Origin of the sequence: Halorussus ruber (assembly GCF_004765785.1) — an archaeon.
Lineage (GTDB): Archaea > Halobacteriota > Halobacteria > Halobacteriales > Haladaptataceae > Halorussus > Halorussus ruber.
The window spans coordinates 43,602-68,713 of sequence record NZ_ML219770.1 but is presented as its reverse complement, the minus strand read 5'-3'; the positions used below and the strand labels follow the sequence as shown (position 1 = coordinate 68,713).

24 protein-coding genes are annotated in these 25,112 nt (G+C 66.4%); 11 read left to right on the top strand and 13 right to left on the bottom strand.

Annotation, left to right across the window (positions count from 1 at the left end):
• Positions 1 to 2: 2 nt before the first annotated feature.
• Positions 3 to 755: an ArsR/SmtB family transcription factor gene (locus tag EPL01_RS03695; RefSeq protein WP_135823914.1), complete on the top strand. Its 753-nt coding sequence runs from the start codon at positions 3 to 5 to the stop codon at positions 753 to 755.
• Here the strand turns inward: EPL01_RS03695 and EPL01_RS03690 are convergent, their stop codons facing one another.
• Together EPL01_RS03690 and EPL01_RS03685 are read right to left on the bottom strand one after the other, a co-directional pair.
• Positions 756 to 1,244, bottom strand: coding sequence for a hypothetical protein (locus EPL01_RS03690; protein ID WP_135823913.1), 489 nt, complete (start codon positions 1,242 to 1,244; stop codon positions 756 to 758). It lies immediately after the preceding gene.
• An 82-nt stretch (positions 1,245 to 1,326) separates the two neighbouring features.
• Positions 1,327 to 1,659: a hypothetical protein gene (locus EPL01_RS03685; RefSeq protein ID WP_135823912.1), complete on the bottom strand. Its 333-nt coding sequence runs from the start codon at positions 1,657 to 1,659 to the stop codon at positions 1,327 to 1,329.
• 146 nt (positions 1,660 to 1,805) lie between these two features.
• Between EPL01_RS03685 and gatD the strand changes: the two genes are divergently transcribed.
• Positions 1,806 to 3,053 (top strand): Glu-tRNA(Gln) amidotransferase subunit GatD, encoded by a 1,248-nt coding sequence (gatD, locus tag EPL01_RS03680; RefSeq protein WP_135823911.1) that lies wholly within the window; start codon positions 1,806 to 1,808, stop codon positions 3,051 to 3,053.
• A 9-nt stretch (positions 3,054 to 3,062) separates the two neighbouring features.
• A complete protein-coding gene (locus tag EPL01_RS03675; RefSeq protein WP_135823910.1) occupies positions 3,063 to 3,983 on the top strand; it encodes a GNAT family N-acetyltransferase in 921 nt (306 codons plus the stop codon).
• A 13-nt stretch (positions 3,984 to 3,996) separates the two neighbouring features.
• Here the strand turns inward: EPL01_RS03675 and EPL01_RS03670 are convergent, their stop codons facing one another.
• The 4 genes from EPL01_RS03670 to EPL01_RS03655 form a co-directional block, all read right to left on the bottom strand.
• Positions 3,997 to 5,202 (bottom strand): DUF7972 family membrane protein, encoded by a 1,206-nt coding sequence (locus EPL01_RS03670; protein ID WP_135823909.1) that lies wholly within the window; start codon positions 5,200 to 5,202, stop codon positions 3,997 to 3,999.
• A 187-nt stretch (positions 5,203 to 5,389) separates the two neighbouring features.
• Positions 5,390 to 5,662 (bottom strand): ubiquitin-like small modifier protein 1, encoded by a 273-nt coding sequence (locus EPL01_RS03665; protein ID WP_135823908.1) that lies wholly within the window; start codon positions 5,660 to 5,662, stop codon positions 5,390 to 5,392.
• Between the two features lie 508 nt (positions 5,663 to 6,170).
• On the bottom strand, positions 6,171 to 6,824 hold the full coding sequence (locus EPL01_RS21975; RefSeq protein ID WP_210424068.1) for a DUF8135 domain-containing protein: 654 nt from the start codon (positions 6,822 to 6,824) through the stop codon (positions 6,171 to 6,173).
• Positions 6,821 to 7,729, bottom strand: a complete 909-nt coding sequence (locus EPL01_RS03655) for a hypothetical protein (protein WP_135823907.1) — start codon at positions 7,727 to 7,729, stop codon at positions 6,821 to 6,823. Before EPL01_RS03655 ends, EPL01_RS21975 begins: the two co-directional genes overlap by 4 nt.
• A 116-nt stretch (positions 7,730 to 7,845) precedes the next feature.
• On the opposite strand from EPL01_RS03655, the gene EPL01_RS03650 reads away from it, so the two are divergent.
• Both EPL01_RS03650 and EPL01_RS03645 read left to right on the top strand, forming a co-directional pair.
• Complete coding sequence (locus EPL01_RS03650) at positions 7,846 to 8,583, top strand: HAD family hydrolase (protein ID WP_135823906.1); 738 nt, start codon at positions 7,846 to 7,848, stop codon at positions 8,581 to 8,583.
• Between the two features lie 67 nt (positions 8,584 to 8,650).
• On the top strand, positions 8,651 to 9,028 hold the full coding sequence (locus EPL01_RS03645) for a MarR family transcriptional regulator (RefSeq protein WP_135823905.1): 378 nt from the start codon (positions 8,651 to 8,653) through the stop codon (positions 9,026 to 9,028).
• 6 nt (positions 9,029 to 9,034) lie between these two features.
• Here EPL01_RS03645 and EPL01_RS03640 read toward each other — a convergent pair whose 3' ends face one another.
• From EPL01_RS03640 to EPL01_RS03615, 5 genes are all read right to left on the bottom strand, one after another.
• Positions 9,035 to 9,355, bottom strand: a complete 321-nt coding sequence (locus tag EPL01_RS03640) for a hypothetical protein (RefSeq protein WP_135823904.1) — start codon at positions 9,353 to 9,355, stop codon at positions 9,035 to 9,037.
• A gap of 3 nt (positions 9,356 to 9,358) precedes the next feature.
• Positions 9,359 to 11,065, bottom strand: coding sequence for a GTPBP1 family GTP-binding protein (locus EPL01_RS03635; RefSeq protein WP_135823903.1), 1,707 nt, complete (start codon positions 11,063 to 11,065; stop codon positions 9,359 to 9,361).
• A gap of 210 nt (positions 11,066 to 11,275) precedes the next feature.
• Positions 11,276 to 12,298 carry a restriction endonuclease gene (locus tag EPL01_RS03630; protein ID WP_168215793.1) on the bottom strand — a complete coding sequence of 341 codons (1,023 nt, stop codon included), beginning with the start codon at positions 12,296 to 12,298 and terminating at the stop codon, positions 11,276 to 11,278.
• 608 nt (positions 12,299 to 12,906) lie between these two features.
• A complete protein-coding gene (locus tag EPL01_RS21420; protein WP_168215792.1) occupies positions 12,907 to 14,415 on the bottom strand; it encodes a BGTF surface domain-containing protein in 1,509 nt (502 codons plus the stop codon).
• Between the two features lie 111 nt (positions 14,416 to 14,526).
• Positions 14,527 to 15,102, bottom strand: coding sequence for a J domain-containing protein (locus EPL01_RS03615; protein WP_246045625.1), 576 nt, complete (start codon positions 15,100 to 15,102; stop codon positions 14,527 to 14,529).
• Between the two features lie 580 nt (positions 15,103 to 15,682).
• Here EPL01_RS03615 and EPL01_RS03610 point away from each other — a divergent pair.
• The 3 genes from EPL01_RS03610 (at position 15,683) to EPL01_RS03600 (ending at position 20,193) form a co-directional block, all read left to right on the top strand.
• Positions 15,683 to 17,434 carry a thioredoxin domain-containing protein gene (locus tag EPL01_RS03610; protein ID WP_135823901.1) on the top strand — a complete coding sequence of 584 codons (1,752 nt, stop codon included), beginning with the start codon at positions 15,683 to 15,685 and terminating at the stop codon, positions 17,432 to 17,434.
• Positions 17,435 to 17,624: 190 nt separating this feature from the next.
• Positions 17,625 to 18,434, top strand: a complete 810-nt coding sequence (locus EPL01_RS03605; RefSeq protein ID WP_135823900.1) for a TrmB family transcriptional regulator — start codon at positions 17,625 to 17,627, stop codon at positions 18,432 to 18,434.
• Positions 18,435 to 18,612: 178 nt separating this feature from the next.
• A complete protein-coding gene (locus tag EPL01_RS03600; protein ID WP_135823899.1) occupies positions 18,613 to 20,193 on the top strand; it encodes a TrkH family potassium uptake protein in 1,581 nt (526 codons plus the stop codon).
• 4 nt (positions 20,194 to 20,197) lie between these two features.
• Here EPL01_RS03600 and trkA (EPL01_RS03595) read toward each other — a convergent pair whose 3' ends face one another.
• A complete protein-coding gene (trkA, locus tag EPL01_RS03595; protein WP_281275328.1) occupies positions 20,198 to 21,580 on the bottom strand; it encodes a Trk system potassium transporter TrkA in 1,383 nt (460 codons plus the stop codon).
• 168 nt (positions 21,581 to 21,748) lie between these two features.
• Between trkA (EPL01_RS03595) and EPL01_RS03590 the strand changes: the two genes are divergently transcribed.
• Positions 21,749 to 22,444 carry a hypothetical protein gene (locus tag EPL01_RS03590; RefSeq protein WP_135823897.1) on the top strand — a complete coding sequence of 232 codons (696 nt, stop codon included), beginning with the start codon at positions 21,749 to 21,751 and terminating at the stop codon, positions 22,442 to 22,444.
• Between the two features lie 69 nt (positions 22,445 to 22,513).
• Complete coding sequence (locus tag EPL01_RS03585; RefSeq protein WP_135823896.1) at positions 22,514 to 23,335, top strand: hypothetical protein; 822 nt, start codon at positions 22,514 to 22,516, stop codon at positions 23,333 to 23,335.
• A 211-nt stretch (positions 23,336 to 23,546) separates the two neighbouring features.
• Here EPL01_RS03585 and EPL01_RS21415 read toward each other — a convergent pair whose 3' ends face one another.
• The gene (locus EPL01_RS21415; RefSeq protein ID WP_168215791.1) at positions 23,547 to 23,711 is read right to left on the bottom strand and encodes a hypothetical protein; all 165 of its coding nucleotides are present in this window, start codon (positions 23,709 to 23,711) and stop codon (positions 23,547 to 23,549) included.
• Between the two features lie 44 nt (positions 23,712 to 23,755).
• Here EPL01_RS21415 and trkA (EPL01_RS03580) point away from each other — a divergent pair, with 44 nt between their 5' ends.
• A complete protein-coding gene (trkA, locus tag EPL01_RS03580) occupies positions 23,756 to 25,099 on the top strand; it encodes a Trk system potassium transporter TrkA (RefSeq protein ID WP_135823895.1) in 1,344 nt (447 codons plus the stop codon).
• Positions 25,100 to 25,112 lie beyond the last annotated feature (13 nt).

The following is a 25,112-nucleotide window of genomic DNA, read 5'->3' as shown; positions in this document are numbered from 1 at the left end:
GAATGGACTCCGCCGAGCTACTCGACATTCTGGGCAACGAGAACCGCAGGCGCATCCTCCGGCTTCTCGCGCGCAGACCCTGCTACGTCACCGAAATCAGCGAGTACCTCGGCGTCAGCCCGAAGGCCGTCATCGACCACCTCCGAAAGCTGGAGGACGCCGGACTCATCGAGAGCCGGACCGACGACCAGCGCCGCAAGTACTTCAGCATCTCGCGCAACCTCCGACTGGAGGTCAGCGTCTCGCCCTACGAGTTCGGGATGAAGAGCGCCTACCCCGCCAGCGCGAACCTCGACGTGAGTCGCTGGCGCTACCTCTCGCTGAACGTCCAGCTCGACGCCGAGGAGCGAGACGCGGGAGTGGACGAGGCCGAGACAGGTGCCGAATCCGAGGAGAGCGACGACACGGAAGAGCGCGTCGCGGACGACGAAACCGTCGAGCGCGCCACCACGCTCGCCGAGGAGTTAGACGAACTCCAGCAGCTCCAGCGCGAACTCTCGCTGGCCCAGCGGTGGGTCCACGGCCGCGTCGCCGACGTGCAGGACCGACTCGGCGACGCCCTCGACGGCGAGGAGGAGAGCCGACTCCACGCCGAGGTCCTGTCGGCCATCGCGGGAGGCGAGGCTACTGTCGGCGAAATCAGTCGCGCGGTCGAGGCCCCGGAACACGTCGTCGAGGCCTGCCTGTCGGAACTCGCGGACGAAGGTCTTGTCGAGCGTGACGAGAGCGAGGAGTGGGTGCTGGCAGAAGAATAGCTATATATCCGCGGTCAGCCCGTTCCGGAGGTCGCCGCCGAAGTACGCGCCGAGCGCACCCGCCAGCAGGCCGGTCCCCGCGCCGAACATCGCCAGCGGGACGCCCGCGTCGCCGAAGGCCGTCAGCGCGAGGTTGCCCAGTAGCGCGGTCAGTCCGGCGGCGACTGCGCCCGCGGCGGCCGATTCGAGGACGGTCGAGCGCTCGACCGCCAACCCGAGGAGGAACGCGCCAGCGAAGACGCCGACGAGTCCCGCGAGGTTGTCGAGGACGGGGAGCGGGATGAAGGCGTTTCCGGCGAAGCCCGCGCTGCCGAGGACGACGAGCGCGTAGAGGAAGACTCTGGGCGAGAAGATGCTGGCCGCTCGGTTCCGGGCGCGCTGGACGAACGACGAGGAGTCGGTCTCCTGCTCGGTGGAATCGTCTCGGAGGGTCTCGGTGAGGTCGTCCGCGAACTCCTCGCGGGTGCGCTGGTCGGAGCGCTGGGGCATGGTGGAGTGTGGGTTGGCCGAGGTAATGGGTCTTTCCCGTGACCCATCTCTATTCATCGTCAGTACCCGTGGTTATTCATGGTCAGTACCCGTGGTGTTGGCCGTGGGGACCACTGTGCGGTCCGCCGTGAGGTCCGGTAGGCCCGTCGTGGTGCGGCTCGCCGCGATGCGGACCACCATCGTTGTGGTGATGGCCCGCGGTCCCGTCGTGGTGCGGGTGGTCACCCCAGTAGTCGCCGTGCTGGTGGGTGCCCCAGTCGTTGTGCAGTCCCCATTGGTCGCAGACGTGTCCGACAGTCGAGACGGGGTCTCGGGCGAAGTCGGTCGGATGAGCGCCCGCGGTCGCCGTCAGCGCGAGGCCGAGGATGGTCAAACCGGCGAGGGCGGCCACCGCCGCCCGTAGTTTCGTGGTCATGAGTTGGGCCTCCTAGGTGAGTGTAGGACGCCAGCGCCCATAACCGAGCAAGGCCATTCTCACTGGGTGGGAACTCGACACGAACCGGGAATCTCCCCACGCGTCGAAAAGATGGTTTCAAGTCCGGCGCGCCGGTACTCCGGAGTATGAACCCCGGCGACCGCGTCCGCGTCGAGCGGGCCGACCAGACCTACGAGGGCGTACTGCTCCCCTCCTCGACGAGCCAGAACCTCGTCGTCAAGCTAGAGGGCGGGTACAACGTCGGTATCGACCGCGAGGAGGCCGACGTGGACGTACTCGAAAGCGACGTGTACGACATCGAGGAGGGCGACACCGACGAGTCCTCCGAAGTCGAGTTCGACCCCGACCTGCCGACCGTCTCGCTCATCTCGACCGGCGGGACTATCGCCTCGACGGTGGACTACCGGACGGGGGCCGTCACGGCCCAGTTCGACGCCGAGGACGTGCTTCGGGCCGTGCCGGACCTCGCGGGCCGGGCCAACTACCGGGGTCGCGTGGTGGCGAACATCCTCTCGGAGAACATGACCCCCGACGTGTGGCGCGACCTCGCAGAGGCAGTTCACGAGGAGATCGAGGCGGGTGCGGACGGCGTGGTCGTGATGCACGGCACCGACACGATGCAGTTCACCGCCTCGGCGCTCTCGTTCATGCTCGACACGCCGGTCCCGGTCGTGTTCACCGGGAGCCAGCGGTCCGCGGACCGGCCCTCCTCGGACAACGTGATGAACGCGGTCTGCGCCGTCGAGGCCGCCAAGGCCGACGCCGCCGAGGTCATGGTCTGCATGCACGCGACCGAATCCGACGACGTGTGCGCCCTCCACCGGGGCACTCGCGTCCGGAAGAACCACACTTCCCGGCGCGACGCCTTCGAGACGGTCGGCGCGAAGCCGTTGGGCGAGGTCGAGTACGCTGGCGGCGACGCCGAGGTCAGTTTCCGCCGAGAGTACGCCGAGCGCGGCGAGGCCGAGCTGTCCCTCGCGCCCGAACTCGAATCCGAGGTCGAACTGCTGAAGTTCACGCCCGGCATGGACGAGTCGGCGCTCGACGTGGCCGAGGGCAAGGCGGGACTGGTCCTCGAAGGCACCGGGCTGGGCCACGTCCACTCGGAGTGGACCGACCGCATCGCGGAACTGGTCGATTCGGGCACCACGGTCGTCATGACCAGCCAGTGCATCGAGGGCCGGGTCTGCGACCGCGTCTACGACACCGGTCGGGACCTGCTCGACGCGGGCGTCGTGGAGGGCGAGGACATGCTCCCCGGCACCGCGAAGGTCAAACTGATGTGGGCGCTGGCCAACAGCGACGCCCCCGAGAAGACGGTCCGGACCCCAATCGCGGGCGAGATTACCGACCGGTCGGTCCCGTGGGAGTGAGAGAGGGCCGTGAGTAGCGACCGAACCAGCGTCGAGGTCCGCGAGGCCCGTCCCGAGGACTACGACGCGATTGCGGCGTTCACCCAGAACACGTGGCCCGACCGCGACGGCGGCGACTACATCCCCGACATCTACCACGACTGGATTGAAGGCGAGGAGAAACGCACCGCGGTCGCCGAAATCGACGGCGAGGTCGCGGGTCTCGCCCAGACGGTCCTGCTGTCGGACTGGGAGGCGTGGAATCAGGGACTCCGCGTGAACCCCGACTTCCGGGGACGGGGCGTCAGCGTCGCCGTCACCGAAGACCTCTTCGAGTGGGCGCGAGAGCAGGGCGCGACCGTCGCCCGGAACATGGTCTTCTCGTGGAACGTGGCCGGGTTGGGCCAGTCGCGCGCCACGGGCTACGACCCCGCGACCGAGTTCCGGTGGGCGCACCCTGACCCGGACCCGAACCCCGACCTCGATTGCGAGGTGACGGCAGACCCCCGCGCGGCGTGGAACTACTGGACCGACAGCGAGGCCCGCGACCGACTCCGCGGACTCGCACTCGACCCCGGCGAATCGTGGGCGCTCTCGCAGCTGACCCGGAGCGACCTGCGCGAGGCGGCCGACGACGGCGGCCTGTTCGTCGTGCAGGACGACGGCACGCGCGGGTTCGCCCACCGAATCAGAGAGTACGAGCGCGAGGCCGAGGGCGAGAGTAGCGACGAGACCGAGACGTGGGTCGAGTACGGCGTCGGCGCGTGGGACGACGCCGAGAGCGCCGACGCGCTGTTCGGCGCGATTGCCCGCGACGCGGCCGAGGTCGGAGCCGACCGGACTCGCGTGCTGATTCCCGAGAGCGTTCGCCACGTCAGCGACGCGGCGTTCTGCCGGGTCGAAATCGCCGACGACCCAGACTTCGTGCTGGCGGCCGACCTGACCCGGTAACCGTCGGAGAGCGTCAGTCGTCGTCGGCCGGGCGCTCGTCGGTGGACGGGTCGTCCGCGGACACGTCCTCGGAGGGCATCCCGTCGTCGGGCGTCGGAATGTTGCGGTCGGACACCTCGATGTCGTCGTCGTGCCAGTCGAACTCGTCGAGTTCGTCGCTCTGGCGCAGGACGAAGGGGCCGGAGGCCAGCGTCTGTAGCGTGACCGTCATCGCGCGGACGACGTAAGAGGTGAGGACGACGTAGGGCGCGAGCGCGACGGTGTAGGAGAAGGCGACGAACATCGTCAGCGGCACCATGCTCACACCTTTCGTGAATATCCGGAGTTCGTCGGTCGGGACCAGCGGGGAGCTGGGCGAGTGAATCGCCAGCATCACGTAGGAGATGTAGACGACGGTCGGAAGCGCGACGTAGAGGAGGCGGGCTGACAGGCGGGCGAACTCCCGCTTGTAGTACAGCGACTTGAAGTACTCCCGCCCGGTGGCGAACACCTTCAGCGTCTCCACGAGGTCGTCGATGGCCTCCTGTTGGTCGTCGCCCAGACAGTCGCCGTACTTGCGCTTGAACCGGCGCGCGACGTGGATTTGCCACGAGTAGTCGTAGTCGAGTCCCGCGAGCAGGACCTTGAACGAGCCGAAATTCGCGCCCGAGAGCGTCTCACCCGCCTTCTCGGCCTCTTTCGAGACCTCTTCGGAGAATATCTTGGCCTCGTCGGCGAACTCGTCGTTGTCACCCTCTTGGGCGATGGCCGTGATGCCCTCTGCCTGCCGGTCGATGACTTTCAGAATCGTCCGGAGGAACTCGGCGGGCCGGGCCGGACTCACGTCGGACTCGATGTACTCCTCGATTTGGCCGCGGAAGCGGACCGAGGCGTCGATGCGCTCGCGCTGGGACTCAATGTCGGTTATCTCCTCGGAGAGGACGATGGAGTTGATGGACACGACGATGGAGACCAGCAGAATCGACCCGCTCAGGAGCGCGCTGAACAGTGTCTGAACCGTACTCGTGTTGCTGAGCAGTTCTTGCAGATTCCACGGTCTGAGGATAGACGTCGCCAACAGCACGAAGAGGACACCTACCAGAATCGCAAACGCGACCCACATCCGCTTGCCGCGGAGGAGTACCCACTGGCGAACTCGCTTGTACGGCGAACTCGGCCCCTCCCTGCTTCCCGGTATCAGCGAGTCGAGTGAACGATTTTCGGAGTCCCCATCTCCCACACCCATTCTCAACAGAGGTAGTGGACCACGACCTTAAGCACTTCTGGCTGAATCGGAAAGTCGTCCCTATCGGCCGTAATGGACGCTCTAGCGACCGGTCAAGCGGAGGGTACGTCGGCGCTCCGCGGCGGTCAGACGACCGGTGACTTCGGCGCTTCTCGACGGGATGGCGGTTGGTAACGAGACCCTACCCGCCGCTGACCGGCGGGAACAGCGCGAGTTCGTCGCCCGACTGGAGTTCGGTTTCGAGGCCCTCCTCGGTGTGGACGTTCGTCCCGTTCCGCAGGACGTTGATGTGTTCGCGCAGGTCTCCCTCCTCGTAGATTCGGTCCTTCAGGTCGGGATGCTCGGCGACCAGCGCCGACAGCGCGTCGCCGACCGTCTCGCCCGGTTCGGCCTCGACCTCTATCTCCTTCCCGCCAGCGACCTCGGCGAGGTCCGCGAACAACTTCCAGCGCATGTCGAGTCGTTGGGGGTCGGCGGTCTTTGTTCCATCGCTCCTCGAATGACACCTCCGACACCGCGAACAGCGGAATCGGCCTCGAAACCAGAATCGCACCCGTGAACACCTTTTAAACCCCTCCCCGGTCGCTTCGTCTCGACGAAACCGTAACAGCAGACAGCAGAGCTAACGTGATGAACGTTTCTTGAAGCCCCCGCCCGCTCGCGTGACCGCGACCGGGCGGCCCCTTCATCCCACCCCGTGGTTGGTCGGTTGAGCGTTCGTTGGCGGTCGGTCGGCCGAGCGAGTCCCGGTAGCTGTTCCGCCGAGCGCCGCGCGACCGAGGAGCGGCCGTCGCCCTCGTAGAAAGAATTGTAAAGTGATGTTAAAGAAACAAAATCAAGTCTATAGGAAATAAGAATATTTCCAAACACCACTTATGGGGTCCCGACCAACTCCAGTCCAGTCTTCACCAGTACTGCCGCACCTGCGCCGACCGCCGAGTAGAGATAAACTCCCCGGTCGGTTAGCTGTCGTCACCCGCGTCGGACTCGACGCCGATGGTGCCGATGTCCTCGTCGTCGCCGCCCGCCATCGGGCAGTCGGCCACGCGGAAGTGGTCGCTGTCGGGCATCGCCAGAATGTCGGCCTCCTCGTGGGTGCAGGCCAACTCCGGCGGGTCGCCGAAGTGCGGACAGCCGTGGCAGGTGTCCTTCGAAATCGTCCGCACGTCTCGGTCGTCGCCCGTTCTGGCGGTCGGGCCGGGAACGTCCGCCGACCCGACCGCGTCGGTCGTCGTACCTGCGTCGCCTGTCGTGCCCGCGTCGGCCACCGTACCCGCGTCGGGTCGGGCCGCGACCGAGGAGTCGTCGTCGCCCTCGGCCAACTGCTCCCAGAGCTTCTCGCCGTCGAGTTCACCCACCTCGACCGACTCGAAGGGGTCGGTGCCCTCGGTGCGCTTGCGTCGGCGCTCGTCCACCGCCGAGGCCACGTCGGCCAGCGGCCCCTCGCGCTCGGGGGCGTCGGGGCGCTCGCTGGCCGGGCGGTCGCCGGTCCGCGAGCGGACCTCCGCGGCGAGGTCGCCGAGGGGTTCCTCGCGCCCGCCGCGGTCGAGTTTGTCGCTCCGGTCGGGTCGGTCGCCCCGGTCGCCGTCGCCGGAATCGGTAGACTCGCCGCTCATTCGTCGTCGTCCTCCGTCACGATGTTGTCGAGGGCGTCGCCGATGTCCCTGCCGTCGGCCTCCATCACGCTTGCGATGTCCCAGTCGGCGCGCTCGCCTTCCAGCGCGGGCGGGTCGCCGACCAGCAGGCGGGCCGACCCGAAGAAGCCCTGCTTGGGTTCGACGTCGTTGAAGGTGCTGGCGCAGTGGGGGCACTTAGGTTCGGCCAGCAGGCCGATGTGGACCGTCTCGCCGCAGTGGCCGCAGTCGGCCGAATCGACTCCTCGGCGGTTGGCCAGATGGGCGAGTTCGTCCGCCGCGGCGCGCGAGGCGTGGCGCGCGGTCAGCGTCTTGGTGTGGTCCCGAAGTTCGACGGTGACCTCCGCCAGCGTGGTGAGTTTGGCTTCGAGGTCGTCGGTCGCCTCGGTCAGGTACTCCAGCACGTCCTCGTAGTTCTCGAAGCCGGTCTCGACCTGTTCGTCCAGCTCCGCGACGGTGTCGGCGAGGCCGTCGAGTTCGTCGGCGAGTCGGTCGGCCCTCTCGGCGACCTCCTCGGTGCGCTGGCCGAGGTCGGGGTGGTCGTGGTCGGCGGGAGCCTTCTCGTCGGCCTCGCGCTTGACCTGCACCACCCGGTCGCGCACGTCCTGAATCTTCTCGTCGAACTCCTGCTCGGCCTCGGCGAGGTCGGCTTCGACCTCGGCCAGTTGGGTCTCGAACTCCTCTTGGGTGGCCGAGAGGCGCTCGCCGAACTCCCGTCGGAGCGCGGCGAAGGCCTCTTCGGTGGCTCCGCCCGGCGCGTCGCCGTTCCGGAGGCGCGCGAGGAGTTCGTCTCGGTCTACCCCTAGCTCCTCGGCCTTCGCGTCGAGCCACCCCTCCAGCGAGTCGTCCGGTCGGTCAGACGGCCCGCCGACATCTTCGCCAGCCATTCGGTTTCAGTTATCACAGCCTCAACTTAATGGTTAGCCTCACGCCCCGCTAAACTGCTCGCAGATGACACGCGAACCGCATCCACTTTTGTCAGGTCTGTCCGAACTGCCGACAGATGGCTGACGACGCGCTCACTGAGGGCATCACCGCCGACGATTCGCTCGCAGGCGGCCCACTCGCCGACGCAGACGCCGTCCTGTTCGACCTCGACGGGACCCTCGTGGAGTACGAACGCTCGCCCGGCGAACTCCTCGATCTCGCCTTCGAGTCGTCCGGCGTCGAGCCGTTCTTCGAAGTCGAGGAGTACTTCGACCGGTTCGAGGACCATCTCGCGCCCGGCGTCTCCATCACCGAGGGGCGCGCGAACTGCTTCGCCGCCATCGCCGACGACTGCGACCGAAATCCGGACCTCGGCCGGACGGTCGCCGAGGCCTTCGCCGACGAACGCGACCACGCCCGAGTCGAGTGTCTCCCCGGCGCGGAGGAGGCCCTCTCGGCCCTCGCCGCGGACCGCGCGCTCGGCGTCGTGACCAACGGCCCGCCGGAGATGCAGGCCACCAAACTGGAGTCTGCGGGGCTGGCCGACTACTTCGAGACGGTCGTCTTCGGCGGTCACGACGCCCCGGCGAAGCCCGACCCCGAACCCTTCGAGGTCGCGCTGGCGGACCTCGACGCGGCGGCCGACCGGGCGATTCACGTCGGCAACTCGCTCTCCTCGGACGTGGCAGGGGCACACGCCGCGGGCCTCCAGTCGGTGTGGGTGCCTGCTCAGGACGACGTCGAACCTGAGCCGGAACCGCACCACTCGTTTTCGTCGCTGGCAGGTCTGGCGGGGCTGTCGTCGGGCGAGTGACGTACAGGAGTTGCAGTCGTTTCAGAGTAGAGTAACGCTGATTACGTCGTGTACACTACGTACGCCCGTGTCTATCGACATCGACGAGTTCGAAGAGAAGAGCGAGGCCGAACTCGCCGACATGACCAACGGCGAGCGAGTTCTTCGCTTTCTCGCTCACAACGACGACCGTGCGTTCAAGCCCGCCGAAATCGCCGAACAGACTGGCGTGAACAAGAACTCTATCGGGAACGTCCTCGGGCGACTGGAAGACCGCTCCCTCGTTCGTCACAAGGGACCGTACTGGGCGATTACCGACGACGAGCAGCGTCTCGCGTCGTTCAGTAACTACTTCCAGACGACCTCGGCTCTCAACGACCGTCTCGGCGAGGAGGACCCCGACGAATGGGCCGACCATGCTCCCGACGAACCACATCCAAATGCCGAACAGAATGCCGAGGACTGATTCTCTCTACCGAATATCGAGCAGATTCGCCACGACCATCACGACCCCGAGGACCGCCAGCAACAGCGAGAAGCGGTCTCCGCCGACCAGATACTCGTAGCCGCCCCAAATCGCCACGCCGCCGAAGAAGGCCACCTGCCAGTTCTTCGCGTCGACGAGGTCCCGAAAGACGCCGACGACGAGGAGGCCAGTCAGATACACGCCGAAGAGCGCCGAAAGGATACCCTCGTCCGTTTGGACCGCGACGGCCAGACCGGCCGCGCTCAGGAGGAAGAGGACGCTGGCGAGGAGCTTCGCCGCCAGCCCGGTCACTCGGTCTCGGTCCACGAGTCAGTCGGTGGACCCGGAGCCGTCGGCGTCCTCGCCGTCGTTTTCGCCCGGATTCACGTCGGTCACGGTTCCGACGCCCTTGCTCTGGCCCTCGCGGAAGACGAACCGCTGGCCCTCCTCGACCAGATAGGGTCGGAACTTGAACCGGACCGTGGTGGTGCCCGAGTCGCCCGGCAGGAGCTGGCCCTCGTGGGGGTGGAACTGGGCGGCCTCGCTGACGGTTTCGAGGTGGAGAACCGGCTCGTAGCCGTCGCCGATGCGGGTCGGGTGGTTGAGGACGACGACCTCGGCCTCGAACTCCCGAACCGGGTCGGGGTCGGCCTCCTTCGGCAGGAGGACCATCCCGCGCTCGATGTCCGATTCCCGAACTCCTTTCAGCGCGATGCCGACGATGCGGCCCGCCTTGGCCTTGTCAACGCGGTGGTAGTGCATCTCGATGGACCGGACTTCCACCTCGCGGAAGGCCCCGTCGGCCATCGGGCCGATGAGCAGTTCGTCGCCCGCCTCGACCTCGCCGGACATGATGGTCCCCGAGGCCACCGCCCCGACGCCGGTGACGGAGTAGGTCCGGTCGATGTACATCCGGAAATCGCCCGAGTCAGCCGTCGTCTTGGGCAGGCGCTCGAACATCTCGTCCAGCGTGTCCATGCCCTCCATCGTGACCGCGCTGGTGGTCAGGACCGGCACCACGTCGTCGCCGATCTCCTCGATTGCGGCGTCGGTGCCGTGGCGCTCGATGCGGAGTGGCGTCTTGCCAACGTCCCGCAGGAGGCGCTCGACCTCGCGCTCGACCTCCGCGACGCGCTCGTCGTCCACGACGTCGGCCTTGGTGATGGCGACCATGGTCGGGAGTTCGGTCGCCAGCAGGACCCCCAGATGCTCGCGGGTCGTCTTGGTCGGGCCGTCGTCCGCGGCGACGGTCAGCAGGCCGTAGTCGAGTTTCTGGCCCACGAGTCCGCGGATCGTCGTTCGGAGCCACGGCTCGTGGCCCACGGTGTCCACGAACGAGACCAACTTGTCTGACTCCTCCACGACGCGGGCGCGGTCGGTCTTCCGGTGAGGGTTGTCCATCCGGACCGGTCCCTCGCCGTCGAAGCCGTAGACGCCGTAAGAGAGGTCCGCCGAGAGGCCGCGCTCGACCTCGTGGGGTTGGACGTCGAGGTAGCCCCGCGTGCCGCCCTCGCCGTCGTCGGACTGGCCGGTGACGAGGGTCCCGACCAGCGTGGACTTGCCGTGGTCGACGTGGCCCGCGGTCCCGACGACGATGTGTTCGCTGTCGGTGTCGAGCATCGCGCCCTCCCGAATCGTGGCGACCCCGACGAGACCGTCCGCCTCGTCGTCGGTATCGCGGTTGGTCACGAACAGCTCGTCGTGTTCGGTCGCCGACCCGTCGTCGGCGATGCCCCACGTCTGTACGTCCTCGATGTGCGCGCCCGCCTCCTCGGCCAGCAGGCTGAGTACGTCCATCGACTCGGAGAAGTCCTCGTGGCTGATTCCGGCGATGCCGCCGTCGTCGGTCACGCCCACGACGTAGGTGGCCTCGCCGTCCCCAGACAGCACTCTGTGGCGGAGTTGGGCCGCCAGACTCTCCATCCGGCCCTCGGACAGATGGAGGTCCTTGGTGAGTCGCTCTTTGAACTCCACGCTTCCGCCCTCCTGTTCGCCGCGTTCGAGGGCTCGCTGCAGTGCGGCCCGGTTAGGGCACATACGACCGGATTAGGCCGGAGCAAAGAAAAGCCTTGCCCGGATTCGAACGGCTACGTTTCCCACGGTATCGGGCCGTTCGGACGCGCTTCGGGGCCACCAGTCGTCCCGAAGCGCGCGTCGAACGGGAAACCAGATTGTTTGCTAAAGTAATAAAAACATTTTTAGAAAAATAGATACAGTTCTTTTAGAATCGTATAGAATGACGCGAAGCTACCGGCGAGTCACGTTGACCGCGATGTTCGGGTCGTGAGTGAACTCGACGCCGACGGGCGGTGCGCTCGCGTTCTGCTCGTAGACGAGCGTCCCGGTCGTCCCCTTCGGCACCGCGAAGACGGTCCACCCGTAGTAGTTGGTCCCCGGCGACATGGCGAAGTCCACGAAGCCGTCGTGGTCCGAGAGCGGTTGGTGGCCGTAGGTCTCGTTTTCGGTCCGGAGTTTAAACCCGGACTCTCGTATCTTGGCCTTCCCCTCGCCCGTGTTGTTGACCGACATCCGGACGAGGACGAACTGCTCGCCCCGCGGCGCGCGGTACGATTTCGCGTCGCTCTCGTTCGGGTCGATTTCGTCGGTCACCCGGGCGTTCCACCTGACGCTGAACGTCGTCGTACTGTTCGCGGGCGCGACCGATTCGGCCTCGATGGGCGCGCTGTCGCCGCCGCCGAGGAAGGGAAGCGACGGGCCGACGAGGACGCCCGCGCCGACCAGCGCGACCAGCACCACGACCGCGAGCGCGGGTTTGGTCGGGACCGACACGTCGGCGTCGCCGAGCGCACCCGAAACTTTCGCGGCGACCTGCTGGCCGACGGCTCGAATCTGGTCGAGCGGCGAGTCGCCGTCGCTTCCGCCGCCCGAACCGCTCGCGCCGCCGCCGTCGGCGTACTCCTCGGCGAGGTCGGTCCATCCCTTCTGTTTCAGGATTTTGGCGACGCCCTCGCCGTCGAGGAGGTCCACGCCCGACCCCTGCGAGACCTTCTTCGCGTGGTCTGAGAGGCTTCCCGCGGTGACGATAGCCGCTTCGTCCACCTCGTACTGCTGGCAGAGCTTGGCGAACTGCTGGACCTGCTTGCCGCCGACCTCCTCGGAGCCGGGGCGCGCCCAGAGCAGTCCCTCGTCGCCGGTCTCGGGCCGCTGGACCGCGACGAACACCCGACCGTCGTCGTTCTTGACTTGCGTCTGCCAGCCCTGACGCTCCCAGAGGGCCGCAACGAACTGACCGAATTCGGACTGGTCCATTCCCTGTAGCATGATTTCACCGCGGGGGAACCGTGTTCGGGTTCATATCCTCAGGCCCCGTATAAAAAACATCGGACCCTTTGCTGAGTCGTGGCTGGATGGGTCAGAAAAGTAGCGACTGTGGCCTCGAAAGCCCTCGTGCTCGGAACTACAGGAGCAGACGGGACCGCAACGTCCTCGAAAGCCCTCGCGCGGTTCGCCGCCGGAAGACGGTTCTGCTCGTCGTCGTCCGAGAGAGCGAAGCTCTCTCGTGACTGAGCGGGACAACGTCCCGCGAGGGCAGCGAGAGCTGTGCTCTCGCGTGCTCACGAAAACCTCCGATTTTCGAACGACTACGCTCCTGCGCGGACTGGGACTTCCGAGGTCACACTCGCACCGGAAGACAAACCGCGTCTTCCGAGCCGTTGCCTCGCTTCGCTCGGCAAGACCTCGCTCGCGTGACGGCCGCTCAGCGACATATTCCTCGTTCACTTCGTTCGCTCCGGAGAGGGGTCGCTGAGACGACCACGACGAACGCGAACCGCGCTCGCCCTTTCAGTCCACCAGGACGTGGTCTGTTTCACCGAGCGGAGACGTGATTGATTGCGCTGGCTCGAAACCCCGCCCGACTACCGCCGTCTGGCGGCCAGTAGCGCGGCCGCCAGCACCGCGACGACGCTCGCAACCGGTCCGAATCCGGGGACGCTCGGGATGGGACCGCCACCCCCGCCGCCGTCGCCGTCACCGCCGGTTCCGTTCTTGGCCGCCTGCTGGGTCAGCGGTTTCCGAGTATCCCCCATTCCGACCTGCGTCAGGCCCTCGGCGGTCGTCTTCGTGGTCGTCGTCGCGGTCGTCTTCGTAGTCGTCGTCGCGGTCGGCGTCTGAGGCGGCGTGGTGGTCTGGTTGTCCGAATCGTTCGCGGTCGTGGTCGGCGCGGCCGTCGTGGTCTCCGGCGGCTTCATCTGCGCGGGAATCGAGCGCTTCTGGTCGCTGAGCCGAATCTGGAACTCCCGGCCCGCTTCGAGGTCCGAGAAGTCGAACGATACCTCGAAGGTCCGCTCGCCCGAGACGGTGACGGTCCGCGGGTAGTGGAAGGGCGGAACGGCGGCCGACCGCGCCGAGATGTTGACGGTCGAACCGGGCGTCAGCGTCGTCTTCCCGTGGAACGTGGTGTCGTCCTCGACGGTCAAGGTCTCGCCGTGGTACTCCTCGATGTTCACCCGGCGCTCGGCGACGCGGACGTCGGTCGAGACGGTCTGCTTCGAGTCGGCGAGTTCGCTCCGCTCGGGAATCGTGAACCGGACCTCGTACCGGTCGCCCGCTTCGATACTGTGGTTCCCGGTATCGACCGCGAGGTAGAACCCTTCGAAGTCCCCGCCGGTGATGACGCGCTCGGCTTCTGCGCCTGTGAATGTATGGCTCTGCTCGTTCATCGCGTTCGTCTGCTCGAAAGCGACGCGTATCTCCTCGCCGTCGAGTTGGGACGTGTCGAGCCCTCCGCCAGACTCGACCAGCGGCCCCCGGACGCCGGAGGCGTCGACGCGGAGGAACAACCAGTCACCGCGGGCGACCGACCCGTTTCCCCACGGCGCGACAGATGCCCCCTTCACGTCTGCGGCGGTCTCGAGTTTCGACGTGTCGGTTCGCTCGGGCGCGATGCGGGCGGTCACGTCGTTGGTCGCGCGCTCCTCGACGACTAACGCGGCGAGCGCCTGCTCCTGTCCGTTCGTCGTGACGTTCATCTGGTAGCGCGCTGGCTCCAGCGGCGCGTCGATTGCGGGGGTCCGGAGCCGCCGACTCGAGATGGAGCCTTCGGCGGCCCAGACCATCTCCGATAGCTCGTAGCGGTTCGACTCCCCGGCCTTGTAGGTGTTGAGCCGGAGCGTCGTCGTCCCCGAACTGACCCGCACCTGTAGCCAGAAGTTGGTCTCGGGCGACCCGAGGTTCACCGTCGCGGCCTTCGAGGTGGTGACGGTGATGTTCGCCACGTCGCCGCTCTGCTCGTAGACGGCGGTCTCGGCGAAGGAGGCGCTTCCGGCGGCGGTCGCTGTTCCGGCACCGACCCACGGGACGACTGTCGCCGCGAGGAGGGCGACCGCGACCGCGGCGACGGCGCACTGCGGAGGTCTCGCTGACATGGCGGGGTGAAAGTTAGCGAGGTGTTATGACCCCTCCATAATAAATCCGATTGGTGATAATCCGACCCGGCGCGGGGAGAAGGCAGGGAGGGCGAGGAGCGCGGAAATAACTCAGTTGCGCTCGTCCAGCACTTCGTAGGCTTCCTTCACGCGCTTGAACTGCTCTTCGTCGCCGGACTCGCGGTCCGGGTGGACCGACTTGACCTTCTGGCGGTAGGCCTGTCGGACCTCCTCGGGGTCGGCGTCGGCGTCGAGACCGAGGACGCGATAGGCCTCCGCCGGAGTCGGCCCGGAGTTGCCGACGGTGCGGGCCCTGCCCCGCGACCCGGCTCGCGCACCGCCCGCCTGTCCTCGTCCCGCTTGCCCCCGACCGGCCTGCGCTCCTCCTGCTCGCGCGCGGCGCTGTTCGGCCTGCCGCCCGAATCTGCTCTGGGAGAAGGACTCACGCGCTCCGGCTCCGAATCCGCCGGTCTCGGCGTCCGCGCGGCGATAGCTCCCGGCGCGACCGGATTCGACGCGCTCGCGGAGTCGCCCGCTGGCCTGATACCAGACGAGATAGGCGGCCGCGCCGAACGGAATCGCAATCGCCAGCAACGCGGGACTGTAGACGAACGCCAGCACGAATTCGAGGGTGGCGATGCCCGCGAGGACCGCGGCGAGTCCGAACAGGAGCCGGTCTTGCTGCACGCTCGGGTCTTAGGCGCGCGTGATTGTAAGCGTCCCGCTGACGGGGGTGATTGTGTGAATTTGTGAGTTCAAGGCTATAATTTGATGTACGGCGTGTGCGAGAAGGAGACAGACAATGAACGAGGGATTAGGAACGGTGGTTCCGAAAGCCCTCGCTCTCGAATCTGCAGGAGTAGATAAGACCGCAATGTCCTCGAAAGCCCTCGCGCGGTTCGCGGTCGCCCTTTCATTCCCCCAAGGAGAGCGGCTGATTCACCGAGTGACATGGGTGGTTGGCGGTTCTTCTCGAATGCGGTCGGCGCGCGCTGGCGCGGCTTCATGCCGCGCCACCGGCGTGCGAGGGACGAGCAACGCAGCGAAGCGAGTAGCGCAGTCGGTTGGGGAGGACGTGGCGCGGTGCGGTGCTGTGCGGTGACTCCTCGGCTTCGGGAATAGCTAGCTTCGTCTCCAAAAACCACGAATGTGGTTGCAGATTCAGAAAAATACAAATGCCGATGCAATTTGACAAACAGGACTCGCTTCTCCCCCACACAGTTCCGACATAGCAAGACCCATCCCGACCCACCGCCAACCCTCGGCCATGAACGACAGCGCCGAGGAGACCAAAGTCGAGTGGCGCGAATGGGGCGACGAGGCCTTCGCCGAGGCCCGCGAGGCCGACAAGCCGGTTCTCCTCTCGCTCTCCGCGACGTGGTGTTCGTGGTGTCACGAGATGGACCGCGAGGCGTACAGCAACCCGATGGTGGCCGCGAACGTCAACGACTCGTTCGTTCCCGTCCGGGTGGACATCGACCGCCAGCCGCGGGTCCGCGAGCGGTACAACGTGGGCGGGTTCCCCTCGAACGTCTTCTGCACGCCCGGGGGAGACCTGCTGACGGGCGCGACATACCTCGGCATCGACGGGATGCGCCAAGTCGTCCAGCGCGTCCGGGACCTCTGGACCCACAAGGGCGAGGAGGCCGCCAGAATCCCCCGGAGCCTGCGCGAGGACCCGCCCGCCGGAGACCTCTCGCCCGACATCGAGCGCCTCGTCGCGGGGCAGTTGGGCGACAAGTTCGACGAGAGTTACGGCGGGTGGGGCGACAGCGAGAAGTTCCCCCTGCCCCGGACCGTGGAGTTCGCCCTCAAGCGCGAGCGCGAGCAGGGACTGGCCACCCTCTCGGCGGTGAGCCAGCACCTCTACGACTACGACGGCGGGTTCTTCCGGTTCGCCGAGGGCCGCGACTGGAGCGACGCCCACCACGAGAAGTTGCTCTCGACCAACGCCGCGCTGGTCCGGGCATACGCCAACGCCTACCTCTACACCGGCGACGAGACCTACCGAGACCCGGCCGAGCGCACCATCGAGTACCTGACCACGACCCTCTGGAACGGCGAGGCCTTCGCCGGGAGTCAGGCACCGGGCGACTCGCCGGAACTGCCCGAGAGTGGCGATGCGGACGGCGAGGAGGCGACCGGCGAGCAGTCCGAATCCGACCAGACCGACGCCGAGGACGACCCCGACTACTACGCGCTCGAACCCACCGACCGCGAGGCCGCCGACGCGCCCGCGGTGGACCCGACCGCGTTCGCCGACTGGAACGCGATGGCCGCCGACGCCCTGCTGACGTTCTCGGCCTACACCGACGACGAGCGCGCCCGCCAGTACGCCGAGCGTGCGCTCGACTACGTGCTTTCCGAGCTGGTCGCGGACGGCGAGATTACGCACTTCGACGCCGAGGAGTTCGGCGACGAGGGCGAGACCAGCGAGTCCGGCCTGCTGGCCGACCACGCCCACCTGCTCGGCGCGCTCACGACCGCCCGGCAGGTCACGGGCGACGAGCAGTACCTCGACGCCGCCCGCGAGGTCGCCGACTACGCGCTGGAGAACCTGCGCGAGAAGGATGAAGGAGCCTTCGTGGACGGCCCCCGAGAGGGTCCGGGCCTCCTCGACCGACCGCTCCGCCCGCTGGACCACAACGCCGAGATTGCGGACGCGCTCGTTGACCTCGCCGTCCTGACCGGCGAGGAGGCGTACCGCGAGGCCGCCGAGGGTGCCATCGCGGCGTTCGCCGACGCCGCGGACCGCCTCGGCGTGCAGGTCGCGGTCTACGCCACCGCCGCGGCGCGCCTCTGCCGGGACCCGCTCGTCATCGAAGTCGCCGACGACGCCGGGTCGGACCTCCACCGCGCCGCGATGCGAGTCGCCGACCACGAGAAGGTCGTGGTGCCGGGCGTCGCGGGCGACGAGTACGAGCAGGGGTCGGCCTCCGTCGTTGTCGAGGGCGAGCGAAGCGAGGCCGTGACCACGCCCGAGGAGTTGAGCGAGCGCGTCGCCGAGTTGACGGAGTAGCCCAAGCGATTTGGTCTCGGAGTAGGATTCGCCTTACAATTCTCTAATATTTATATTTGTTTCTTTGATGAATATATTTATTTCTCTCTTTTCAAACTCTGTCCGCTCGACTACCCGCCCTCACCGAACTACTACAGTTTCAACAACAAACGAGGAGAGAGTTTATGAGGAGGGAGCGTCTGGCTCCAATATGGCGAGTTTACGAGACCTCGGCCTCTCCGAGTACGAGGCGCGAGCCTACCGGTCGCTGTTGGACGCCGGGCCGACAACGGCCAAGGAGTTGTCGCGCGCGAGCGACGTGCCGATGGGTCGCATCTACGACGTGCTGAGCAGTCTGGAGACCCACAACCTCGCGCGCTCCCAGAGCGCGAGTCGCCCCAAGAAGTACGTCGCGGTCGAACCCGAGACGGCGCTGAATCGCCTGCTCGACGACAAACTCGAGGAGTTAGAGGAGCAGGCCGACCAGTACGAGGCCATCGTGGAGGACCTCACCGACGAACTCGACGCGGGCGACCCCGTCGAGGAGGGCTTCTGGACCGCCGCGGTGGGTCCCGAGGACTCGACGGACCTGCTGGTCGAGCGCCTCGACGCGGCCGACGACCAAATCGTGATGGTCGCTGGCGGTTCGACCGCCCAGTTCGACATCGGCGACGTGGGCGATTTGGTGGCCGAACACCTCGAAGCCGCCTTGGACCGCGGCGTCGAGGTCTCGCTGTTGCTGTCGCCGGAGGTCGTGGACACCCTCCCGCCGAGCGTGGGCGAGCGCTACGCCGAGACGTTCGCCGACCACCCCGAGTTCGCGGTCCGGACCGCCGAGGGTCTGCGCGGGACGTTCAACCTCATCGACGACGTGGAGGTCTGCATCGAGGTGGCGAACCCGCTGAACCCCGACGAGGCGTTCGCCATGATAGACATGAAAGACCCCGAGTTCGCGGCGGGCGTCCGCGAGACGTTCGCGCCGCGGTGGGAGGCCGCCGAGCCGCTCTCGTTCGGCGGGTAGGGACCTCGGTCCCGAGACCCGATGCACGCCGACGACGATGGTGGGGTTTTTAGAGGGCTTCGAGCCTACTCGACTTTAGATACGTTGCCCCAAATTAGCGACCGTACCGACGTTGCAGACGCCTGCCGCGTCCGAGAGCCACACTCCTTATTAGCGAGCCAATAGAGGTATAACTTCGATGAGTTTCGATCTTCTAGAGACATTGCGAGGAGGCCACGAATCAACTCTCAACGATATTATCGGATATACGGCAAGTCTGGCGCTCCTCGGGCGGACCCTGAAATACTTGGCAGTGACGCCGCTGCTGCCCATCTTCGTCGCGCTCTACTACGGCGAAAGCACCCTCCCCTTTCTGATAACGTCCGGCGTGATGATAGGGCTGGGAGTGACACTCGAACGACTCCAGTCCGACCCGGACTTGGGCCATCGTGAGGCGTTTCTCTTCGTGAGCATGACGTGGTTCGTCGTCCCGCTCGTCGGGATGATTCCGTACCTGATTGCGGGCCAAGGGACGGTCGCCCACCCGGTCAACGCGCTGTTCGAGAGCATGAGCGGGTTCACGACCACGGGGTCGACCGTCCTCGGGGAAATCTCGTTCGCTCGCCACTCGCGGTCGATACTCATGTGGCGGCAGTTGACCCAGTGGCTCGGCGGCATGGGGATACTGGTCCTGATGGTCGCCATCCTGCCGGAGCTTTCGGTCGGCGGCGCGCAGGTCATCCGAGAGGAGTCCCCCGGCCTCTCCATCGACAAGCTCACGCCCCGCATTCAGGACACGGCCCGCGCGCTGTGGGGAATTTACGCCGCGTTCACGCTCGGCGCGGTGGTGGTGTACTACGGGCTTCATCTGGCGGGCGTCGCGCCGAACATGGACTTCTACAACGCGGTCGCTCACGCGCTGACCACCCTCCCGACCGGCGGATTCTCGCCAGAGGCCCGAAGCGTCGAGGCGTTCTCGCCGATTATCCAGTGGGCGGTCATCCTCTTCATGGTCGTCGCCGGGACGAACTTCGCGCTCTTCTGGTACGTCTCGAAGGGCGAACCGCGCCGCCTGACGCGGAACGCGGAGTTCCGGTCGTACCTCCTCGTGATGGGCGCGGTCAGCGGCCTCTTCACGCTCCTGCTGTTCTACGGCGTCGGCCTCGCGGAAGTGCCGACGAACATCGCTCCGCTCTCGGGCGACATCGAAAACGCGCTCCGACAGGCGGTGTTCCAGACCGTCGCCATCGTCACGACCACCGGGTACGCGAGCATGGACTTCAACACGTGGGACCAATCGGCGCAACTCGCGCTCCTCTTTGCGATGTTCTTCGGCGGGTCCGCTGGCTCGGCGGCCGGGTCGGTCAAGATAATTCGCTGGTATCTCATCAGGAAGGCGATGTCGCGGGAAGTGTTCAAGTCGGTCCATCCCGAGGCAGTTCGGCCCATCCGGGTGTCCGACGACGTGGCCGACGACGACGCGGTCAGTAGCGTCTTCGTGTTCGTGATGATATTCATCTGCATCTTCGCCGTCTCGTCGGTACTCATCTACCTCGACGGCCTCCGAGTGGGTCTGGAACTCTCGGCCATCGAAGCCGTGAGCGCGTCTATTGCGACCCTCGGGAACGTCGGGCCGGGAGTCGGCATCGTCGGCCCGATGAACAACTTCGAGCGATTCTCGTCGGCCACGAAGCTCTACATGGTGTTCCTGATGTGGATCGGCCGATTGGAGATTCTCTCGGTACTCGTAGTCCTCTCGCCGTCCTACTGGCGGCGCTGAAACCCTACACCTTCGAGAGGACTTCCTCCGAGACCTCGTCGTCGGTGAACAGGATGACGTGGTCGCCAGCCTCGATGACCGTGTCGCCGCGCGGCGTTATCATCCGGTCGTCGCGGGCGATTGCACCGATGACGACGCTGGCCGGGAGGTCCGCAATCGACTCCTCGACCGGTCGCCCCGCCAACACGCTCTCGGGGTCGATTTCGATTTCGAAGACCTCCGCCCGGGAGTCCTCGATGAACGAGAGCTTCTCGGCTATCTGCTCGCGGGTGAACCGGGCGATTTCCTCCCCGGTCACGATTTGGGGGTTGATTGTGACGTCGACGCCCACCTCGTTGAACAGGTCCCGGTACTCCTCGGACTCCATCACCGAAATCGCCCGCTTCACGCCCAACCGCTTGGCGAGGAGCGCGACGAGCAGGTTCTTCTGGTCGTTGTCGAGCGTCGTGATTACCGCGTCGGCCTTCCCGAAGTTCTCCTGTTCGAGGAACTCGGTGTCTGTCGCGTCGTTGTTCAGCACGATGGTCTCGGACAGCATTTCCGCCACTTCGTCCGCTCGCTCGCTGTCCTGTTCGATGAGACGGACGTCGACGCCCCGGTCCTGTAGCTGACGGGCCACGTGGACCCCGATTTCGCTCGCCCCGACGACGAACACGTTTTCGGTCTCGCTCGGCGTCTCGTCCGGAATCACCCGTAGCGAGAACTGTCGGACGCCCTCCGGACTGCCGATGACGACGACCTTGTCGTCGGAAGTGAACGTCGTCTCGCCGCGCGGAATGAGGACCTCCCCGTCCCGGAGAATCGACGCGAACGTGAGCGATTCGACGCGGTCGGCCTCGCCGACCGTCTGTCCGACGAGCGGGCTGTCCTCGACGAGTTCGAACTCGGCCATCTGGACGAGTCCGTTTGCGAACCGGTCGACGTCGGTCGAGAGCGGGAGGCCGACGACTTGAACCGCCTCGTTCGCCGTGAGCAGCGTCGAGCAGACCATGAAATCGACGCTGAACGCTCTCCGCGACCGCTCCCACGTCCGGAGGAGGTCGGCGTTCTTCACCCGGGCGATGGTAAACGGGTCCGAGACGGTCTTGGCCGTCCCGCAGATTGCGAGGTTGCTCTCGTCTACGTCCGTGCTGGCGATGAGCAGGTCCGTCTGTTCGAGCCCGGCCTCCTCCAGCGTCCGGAGCGAGGTCCCGTCCCCCTCCTTCGCCAGCACGTCTAACGAGTAGGTTAGCTCCTCGATGCGCTCGGGGTCGCGGTCGATCATTGTCACTTCGTGAGTTCCCGCGAGGTTAGACGCGATGTTCGAACCCACTTCGCCAGCGCCGACGATGAGAATCCGCATGTCCGATGTTCCTCCCGTCTGTCCACAGACGAGCGAGAGCCGTATGAGCCTTACCGCTTTCTCCGGTGGGACGATTCCATCCGGCGTTGATTCGGGAAACGCGCCGTTTCTCGATTGAATCTGGGTTAATCCGACCCAACGCGACCAAATCTGGCTTGAGGAGCGACCGGGTTGAAAGCGTCTGCGAGCGTTAGCCGGAGTCGGGGTGGGAAAATGACTGACTCACGCAGAGACGGAGAATCGCCCGAGGAGACGAACTCGGGCGACGGAGCAGAATCGACCGACGGGCGACTCGACCGACGCTCGGTGCTGAAGGGGACCGCGGCCGCCGGACTCGCCGGAGCAGGACTCAGCGGGGCCGCGAGCGCCGAATCCGGAAACGAAATCACGTTCTGCGCCGCCGGAGACGAGACGTTCAGCTACTTCGTTCGCGTCTCCGACTCGCTGTGGCGCGGCGGGACCTACGAGAGCGACGAGTACGACGCGGTCGGCGACGACTTCGCGGAGGGCGCTGTCTCCGAAGAGCGGTGTGACAGCTTCCTGTACTCCGGCGAGGTAGACGAGCTGAAACTCGACGGGAAGGGCAAGGTGTTCGTCAACGGCGACCTCGTCCGAGACACGACGAGCGACGACGACGAGAAAGACGAGGACCTCCCGAACCGCATCCGCATCGAGGCCAAGGGCGAGCGAGTCGCCTACAAGTTCCGAGTCTCCGGGCGCGTCGAGAAGGGTCCGGAGGCCGGGACGCTCGGCGTGGACACCATCGAGGACAACGTCGTCCGCGGGAAAGTCGGCGGCACTATCGAGGGTAACGAGGACCCGGTGGACGACTACCGGTACTCGGGAGCGATCGCGTTCGACAGCACCGACGGCCCGCTGAAAGTGACGCTTCACATCGACGACGACTGATTCCGTGACGAGTGAATCGAGGCGGAATCGGGCCGTAAGCATAAACGCGCGGAAGTCGTGTCAGAAGCTATGAACCGGGAGCGACGGGCGGTCTTGAAAGGGGTCGGCGCGCTGGTCGCGGGAGCGGTCGGAACCACCGCGGCGGCGGGGAGTGGCGCGGCAACTGGAGGCGGCGCGGCGACCGAAAGCGGCGCGACACCTTGGAATCGCGGCGCGGACGAGAGCCAAGCAGACGGGACGCGCGGGGCGGCGGCCCAGCAAGTGGACACGTCGCTTCCGCCGGGCGTCACCCTGTTCGACCTCAACGACGACGGCGCGTACACCGCGACGGTCGCGGCCGCGCCCGAGGAGATGCGCGACGAGGGCCATCCCGGCCCGATTCACGTCACCTCGAACGGGAATTCGACGGTCGATTACGCGGCCGCAATCGCCGCGCCGGAGACCGAGACGACGCTGGGCGGACTCACCGAACTGACCTACGACTACTACGCGGGGCCGGACGACACGGCCATCGCGCCCGACCAGACGTTCGTCGTGGTCGAGAACGACGACGGCCGACACGGAATGTACCTGACCTCCGACGCGGGCGGTCCGAGCGGCCAGTGGGCGACGTTCGACGTGCTGGCTCGGATGCGCGGCGACACCGAGGACACGAGCGGGTGGTTCGAGTACACCGCCGTCGAGGAGGGCTACGACGGCCAGACCTTCGACAGCGTCGTCGAGCGCTTCGGCGGCGAGGCCCGCCTCGTCCGGGTCGGCGTCGGCCACGGCGACGCCGTCAATCCGGCCGTCCTCGACGTGTTCTACGACAATCTGGTCGTGAACGGGAGTACGAGCAGGTTCCCGACTTCGGTCGCCAAGCGAGTGTCGAACGCGGTGAGGACCGAGTAAGCGCGGGACGTGCCGGTCGCAACCGAAATCCGAACGCGCCCCTGTTCTGGCCGAGCGGACGGGCCGAGGCGGCCGATAGCCGCCTCGGCGCTGCGAAGCGCCGATTATCTCGTCCGCCGAAGCGCCGATTGCCGACCGCGGGTCGAGGATCACGAAAAGAAATACATATATTGCTTTAATATAGGATATTATTTCCTAAATGCCTATTTCTTCACCCCGGCAACCGAGGCGACCCGGCCGCGATTACGGTCGGCGAGCAGTCGCCGCGACCGACCCCGATGACGGTCTCCACCGAGTCGCGGCGTTCCGTGTCCTCCTCGGGGGCGTGGAGCGAGCATGCGGTCTCTCGAACTCGGGCACGAAAGGAAATAGTCATACGGTGTGGCTCGCAAAAGCCGCCAAGAATGAGGGAGGATACTGATGCGTGTCATCATCATCGGCGCAGGTGAGGTCGGCTCCTCCATCGCCTCCAGCCTCGCGGACAGCCACGAGGTCGTCGTCGTGGACGTGGACGGCGAGCGAGTGGACGCCCTGACCTACTCCGAGGACGTGCTGGCCATCGAAGGCGACGGGACCTCGATTGCGACGCTCCGAGAGGCCGGAATCGACGACGCCGACATGATTATCGCTAGCACCGACGAGGACGAGACGAATCTGGTCGCCTGCGGCACCGCCAAGACCGTGGACGACCCGTTCACCATCGCGCGGGTCAAGAACGTCGATTACCTCGAAACGTGGCAGCACGCCGAGGACCAGCGGGCCTTCGGCGTGGACTTCATGGTCTGCTCGAATCTGCTCACGGCCCAAGACATCGTGCGGGTCATCGGGCTGCCCGCCGCGCGCGACGTCGACCCCTTCGCGGGCGGCGCGGTCCAGATGGCCGAGTTCGAGGTGCGCGAGGAGAGTCCGGTCGCCGACCAGACCGTCAGCGAGGCCGACCGCTTCGACTCGCTGACGTTCGCGGCCTTGCTCCGGAACGGCGACGTCGAGATTCCCCGCGGTAACACCCGCATCCGGTCCGGCGACAAGGTGGTCGTCATCGGAAGCCCCGAGAGCGTCCAGGAGTTCGCCAGCGAGTTGGCTCCGCGGAAGACGCCCTCCAGCAACGAGGACTTGGTCATCATCGGCGGGAGCGAAATCGGCTACCACACCGCTCGCCTGCTGGAGGAGCGCGGTCTCCACCCGCGCCTCATCGAGCGGGACCACGACCGCGCTCGGGAGTTGGCCGAGGAGTTGCCCAACACGGTCGTCATGGAGAGCGACGCGACAGACGCCGAGTTCCTCGCCAGAGAACACGTCGACGAGGCCGACGCCGTGGTCGCCGCGCTCGAAAGCGACGAGAAGAACCTGCTGGTGTCGGTGCTGGCCAAGCAACTCGGCGCGCGCCGGACCGTCGCGGTGGTCGAGACCAGCGAGTACGTCAGCCTCTTCGAGACGGTCGGCGTGGACGTGGGCGTCAACCCCCGCGAGGTCACCGCCGAGGAGATTACGCGGTTCACCCGCGAACTCCACACCGAGAACGTCGCGCTCATCGAGAACGACAAGGCCGAAGTCCTCGAAGTCGAGGTGGACGGCGACTCCGCGCTCGTGGGCCGACCCATCCGAGAGGCGGTCGCCGACCTGCCGGAAGGGTTCGTCGTCGGTGCCATCACCCGCGACGAGGAGTTCGTCGTCCCGCGGGGTGACACGGTAATCGAAGCGGGCGACCACGTGGTCGTGTTCGTGGACAGAGACGTACTCGAAGAAGTGACAGCCGAGTTATGACGGGAGTCTAACC

What these genes read in the sequence shown, in the direction of transcription:
- EPL01_RS03695 (WP_135823914.1), top strand. Translation starts at nt 3, where the DNA reads ATGGACTCCGCCGAGCTACTCGACATTCTGGGCAACGAGAACCGCAGG.
- EPL01_RS03690 (WP_135823913.1), bottom strand. Translation starts at nt 1,244, where the DNA reads ATGCCCCAGCGCTCCGACCAGCGCACCCGCGAGGAGTTCGCGGACGAC.
- EPL01_RS03685 (WP_135823912.1), bottom strand. Translation starts at nt 1,659, where the DNA reads ATGACCACGAAACTACGGGCGGCGGTGGCCGCCCTCGCCGGTTTGACC.
- gatD (WP_135823911.1), top strand. Translation starts at nt 1,806, where the DNA reads ATGAACCCCGGCGACCGCGTCCGCGTCGAGCGGGCCGACCAGACCTAC.
- EPL01_RS03665 (WP_135823908.1), bottom strand. Translation starts at nt 5,662, where the DNA reads ATGCGCTGGAAGTTGTTCGCGGACCTCGCCGAGGTCGCTGGCGGGAAG.
- EPL01_RS21975 (WP_210424068.1), bottom strand. Translation starts at nt 6,824, where the DNA reads ATGAGCGGCGAGTCTACCGATTCCGGCGACGGCGACCGGGGCGACCGA.
- EPL01_RS03655 (WP_135823907.1), bottom strand. Translation starts at nt 7,729, where the DNA reads ATGGCTGGCGAAGATGTCGGCGGGCCGTCTGACCGACCGGACGACTCG.
- EPL01_RS03650 (WP_135823906.1), top strand. Translation starts at nt 7,846, where the DNA reads ATGGCTGACGACGCGCTCACTGAGGGCATCACCGCCGACGATTCGCTC.
- EPL01_RS03635 (WP_135823903.1), bottom strand. Translation starts at nt 11,065, where the DNA reads ATGTGCCCTAACCGGGCCGCACTGCAGCGAGCCCTCGAACGCGGCGAA.
- EPL01_RS03630 (WP_168215793.1), bottom strand. Translation starts at nt 12,298, where the DNA reads ATGGACCAGTCCGAATTCGGTCAGTTCGTTGCGGCCCTCTGGGAGCGT.
- EPL01_RS21420 (WP_168215792.1), bottom strand. Translation starts at nt 14,415, where the DNA reads ATGTCAGCGAGACCTCCGCAGTGCGCCGTCGCCGCGGTCGCGGTCGCC.
- EPL01_RS03610 (WP_135823901.1), top strand. Translation starts at nt 15,683, where the DNA reads ATGAACGACAGCGCCGAGGAGACCAAAGTCGAGTGGCGCGAATGGGGC.
- EPL01_RS03605 (WP_135823900.1), top strand. Translation starts at nt 17,625, where the DNA reads ATGGCGAGTTTACGAGACCTCGGCCTCTCCGAGTACGAGGCGCGAGCC.
- EPL01_RS03600 (WP_135823899.1), top strand. Translation starts at nt 18,613, where the DNA reads ATGAGTTTCGATCTTCTAGAGACATTGCGAGGAGGCCACGAATCAACT.
- EPL01_RS03590 (WP_135823897.1), top strand. Translation starts at nt 21,749, where the DNA reads ATGACTGACTCACGCAGAGACGGAGAATCGCCCGAGGAGACGAACTCG.
- EPL01_RS03585 (WP_135823896.1), top strand. Translation starts at nt 22,514, where the DNA reads ATGAACCGGGAGCGACGGGCGGTCTTGAAAGGGGTCGGCGCGCTGGTC.
- EPL01_RS21415 (WP_168215791.1), bottom strand. Translation starts at nt 23,711, where the DNA reads ATGACTATTTCCTTTCGTGCCCGAGTTCGAGAGACCGCATGCTCGCTC.
- trkA (WP_135823895.1), top strand. Translation starts at nt 23,756, where the DNA reads ATGCGTGTCATCATCATCGGCGCAGGTGAGGTCGGCTCCTCCATCGCC.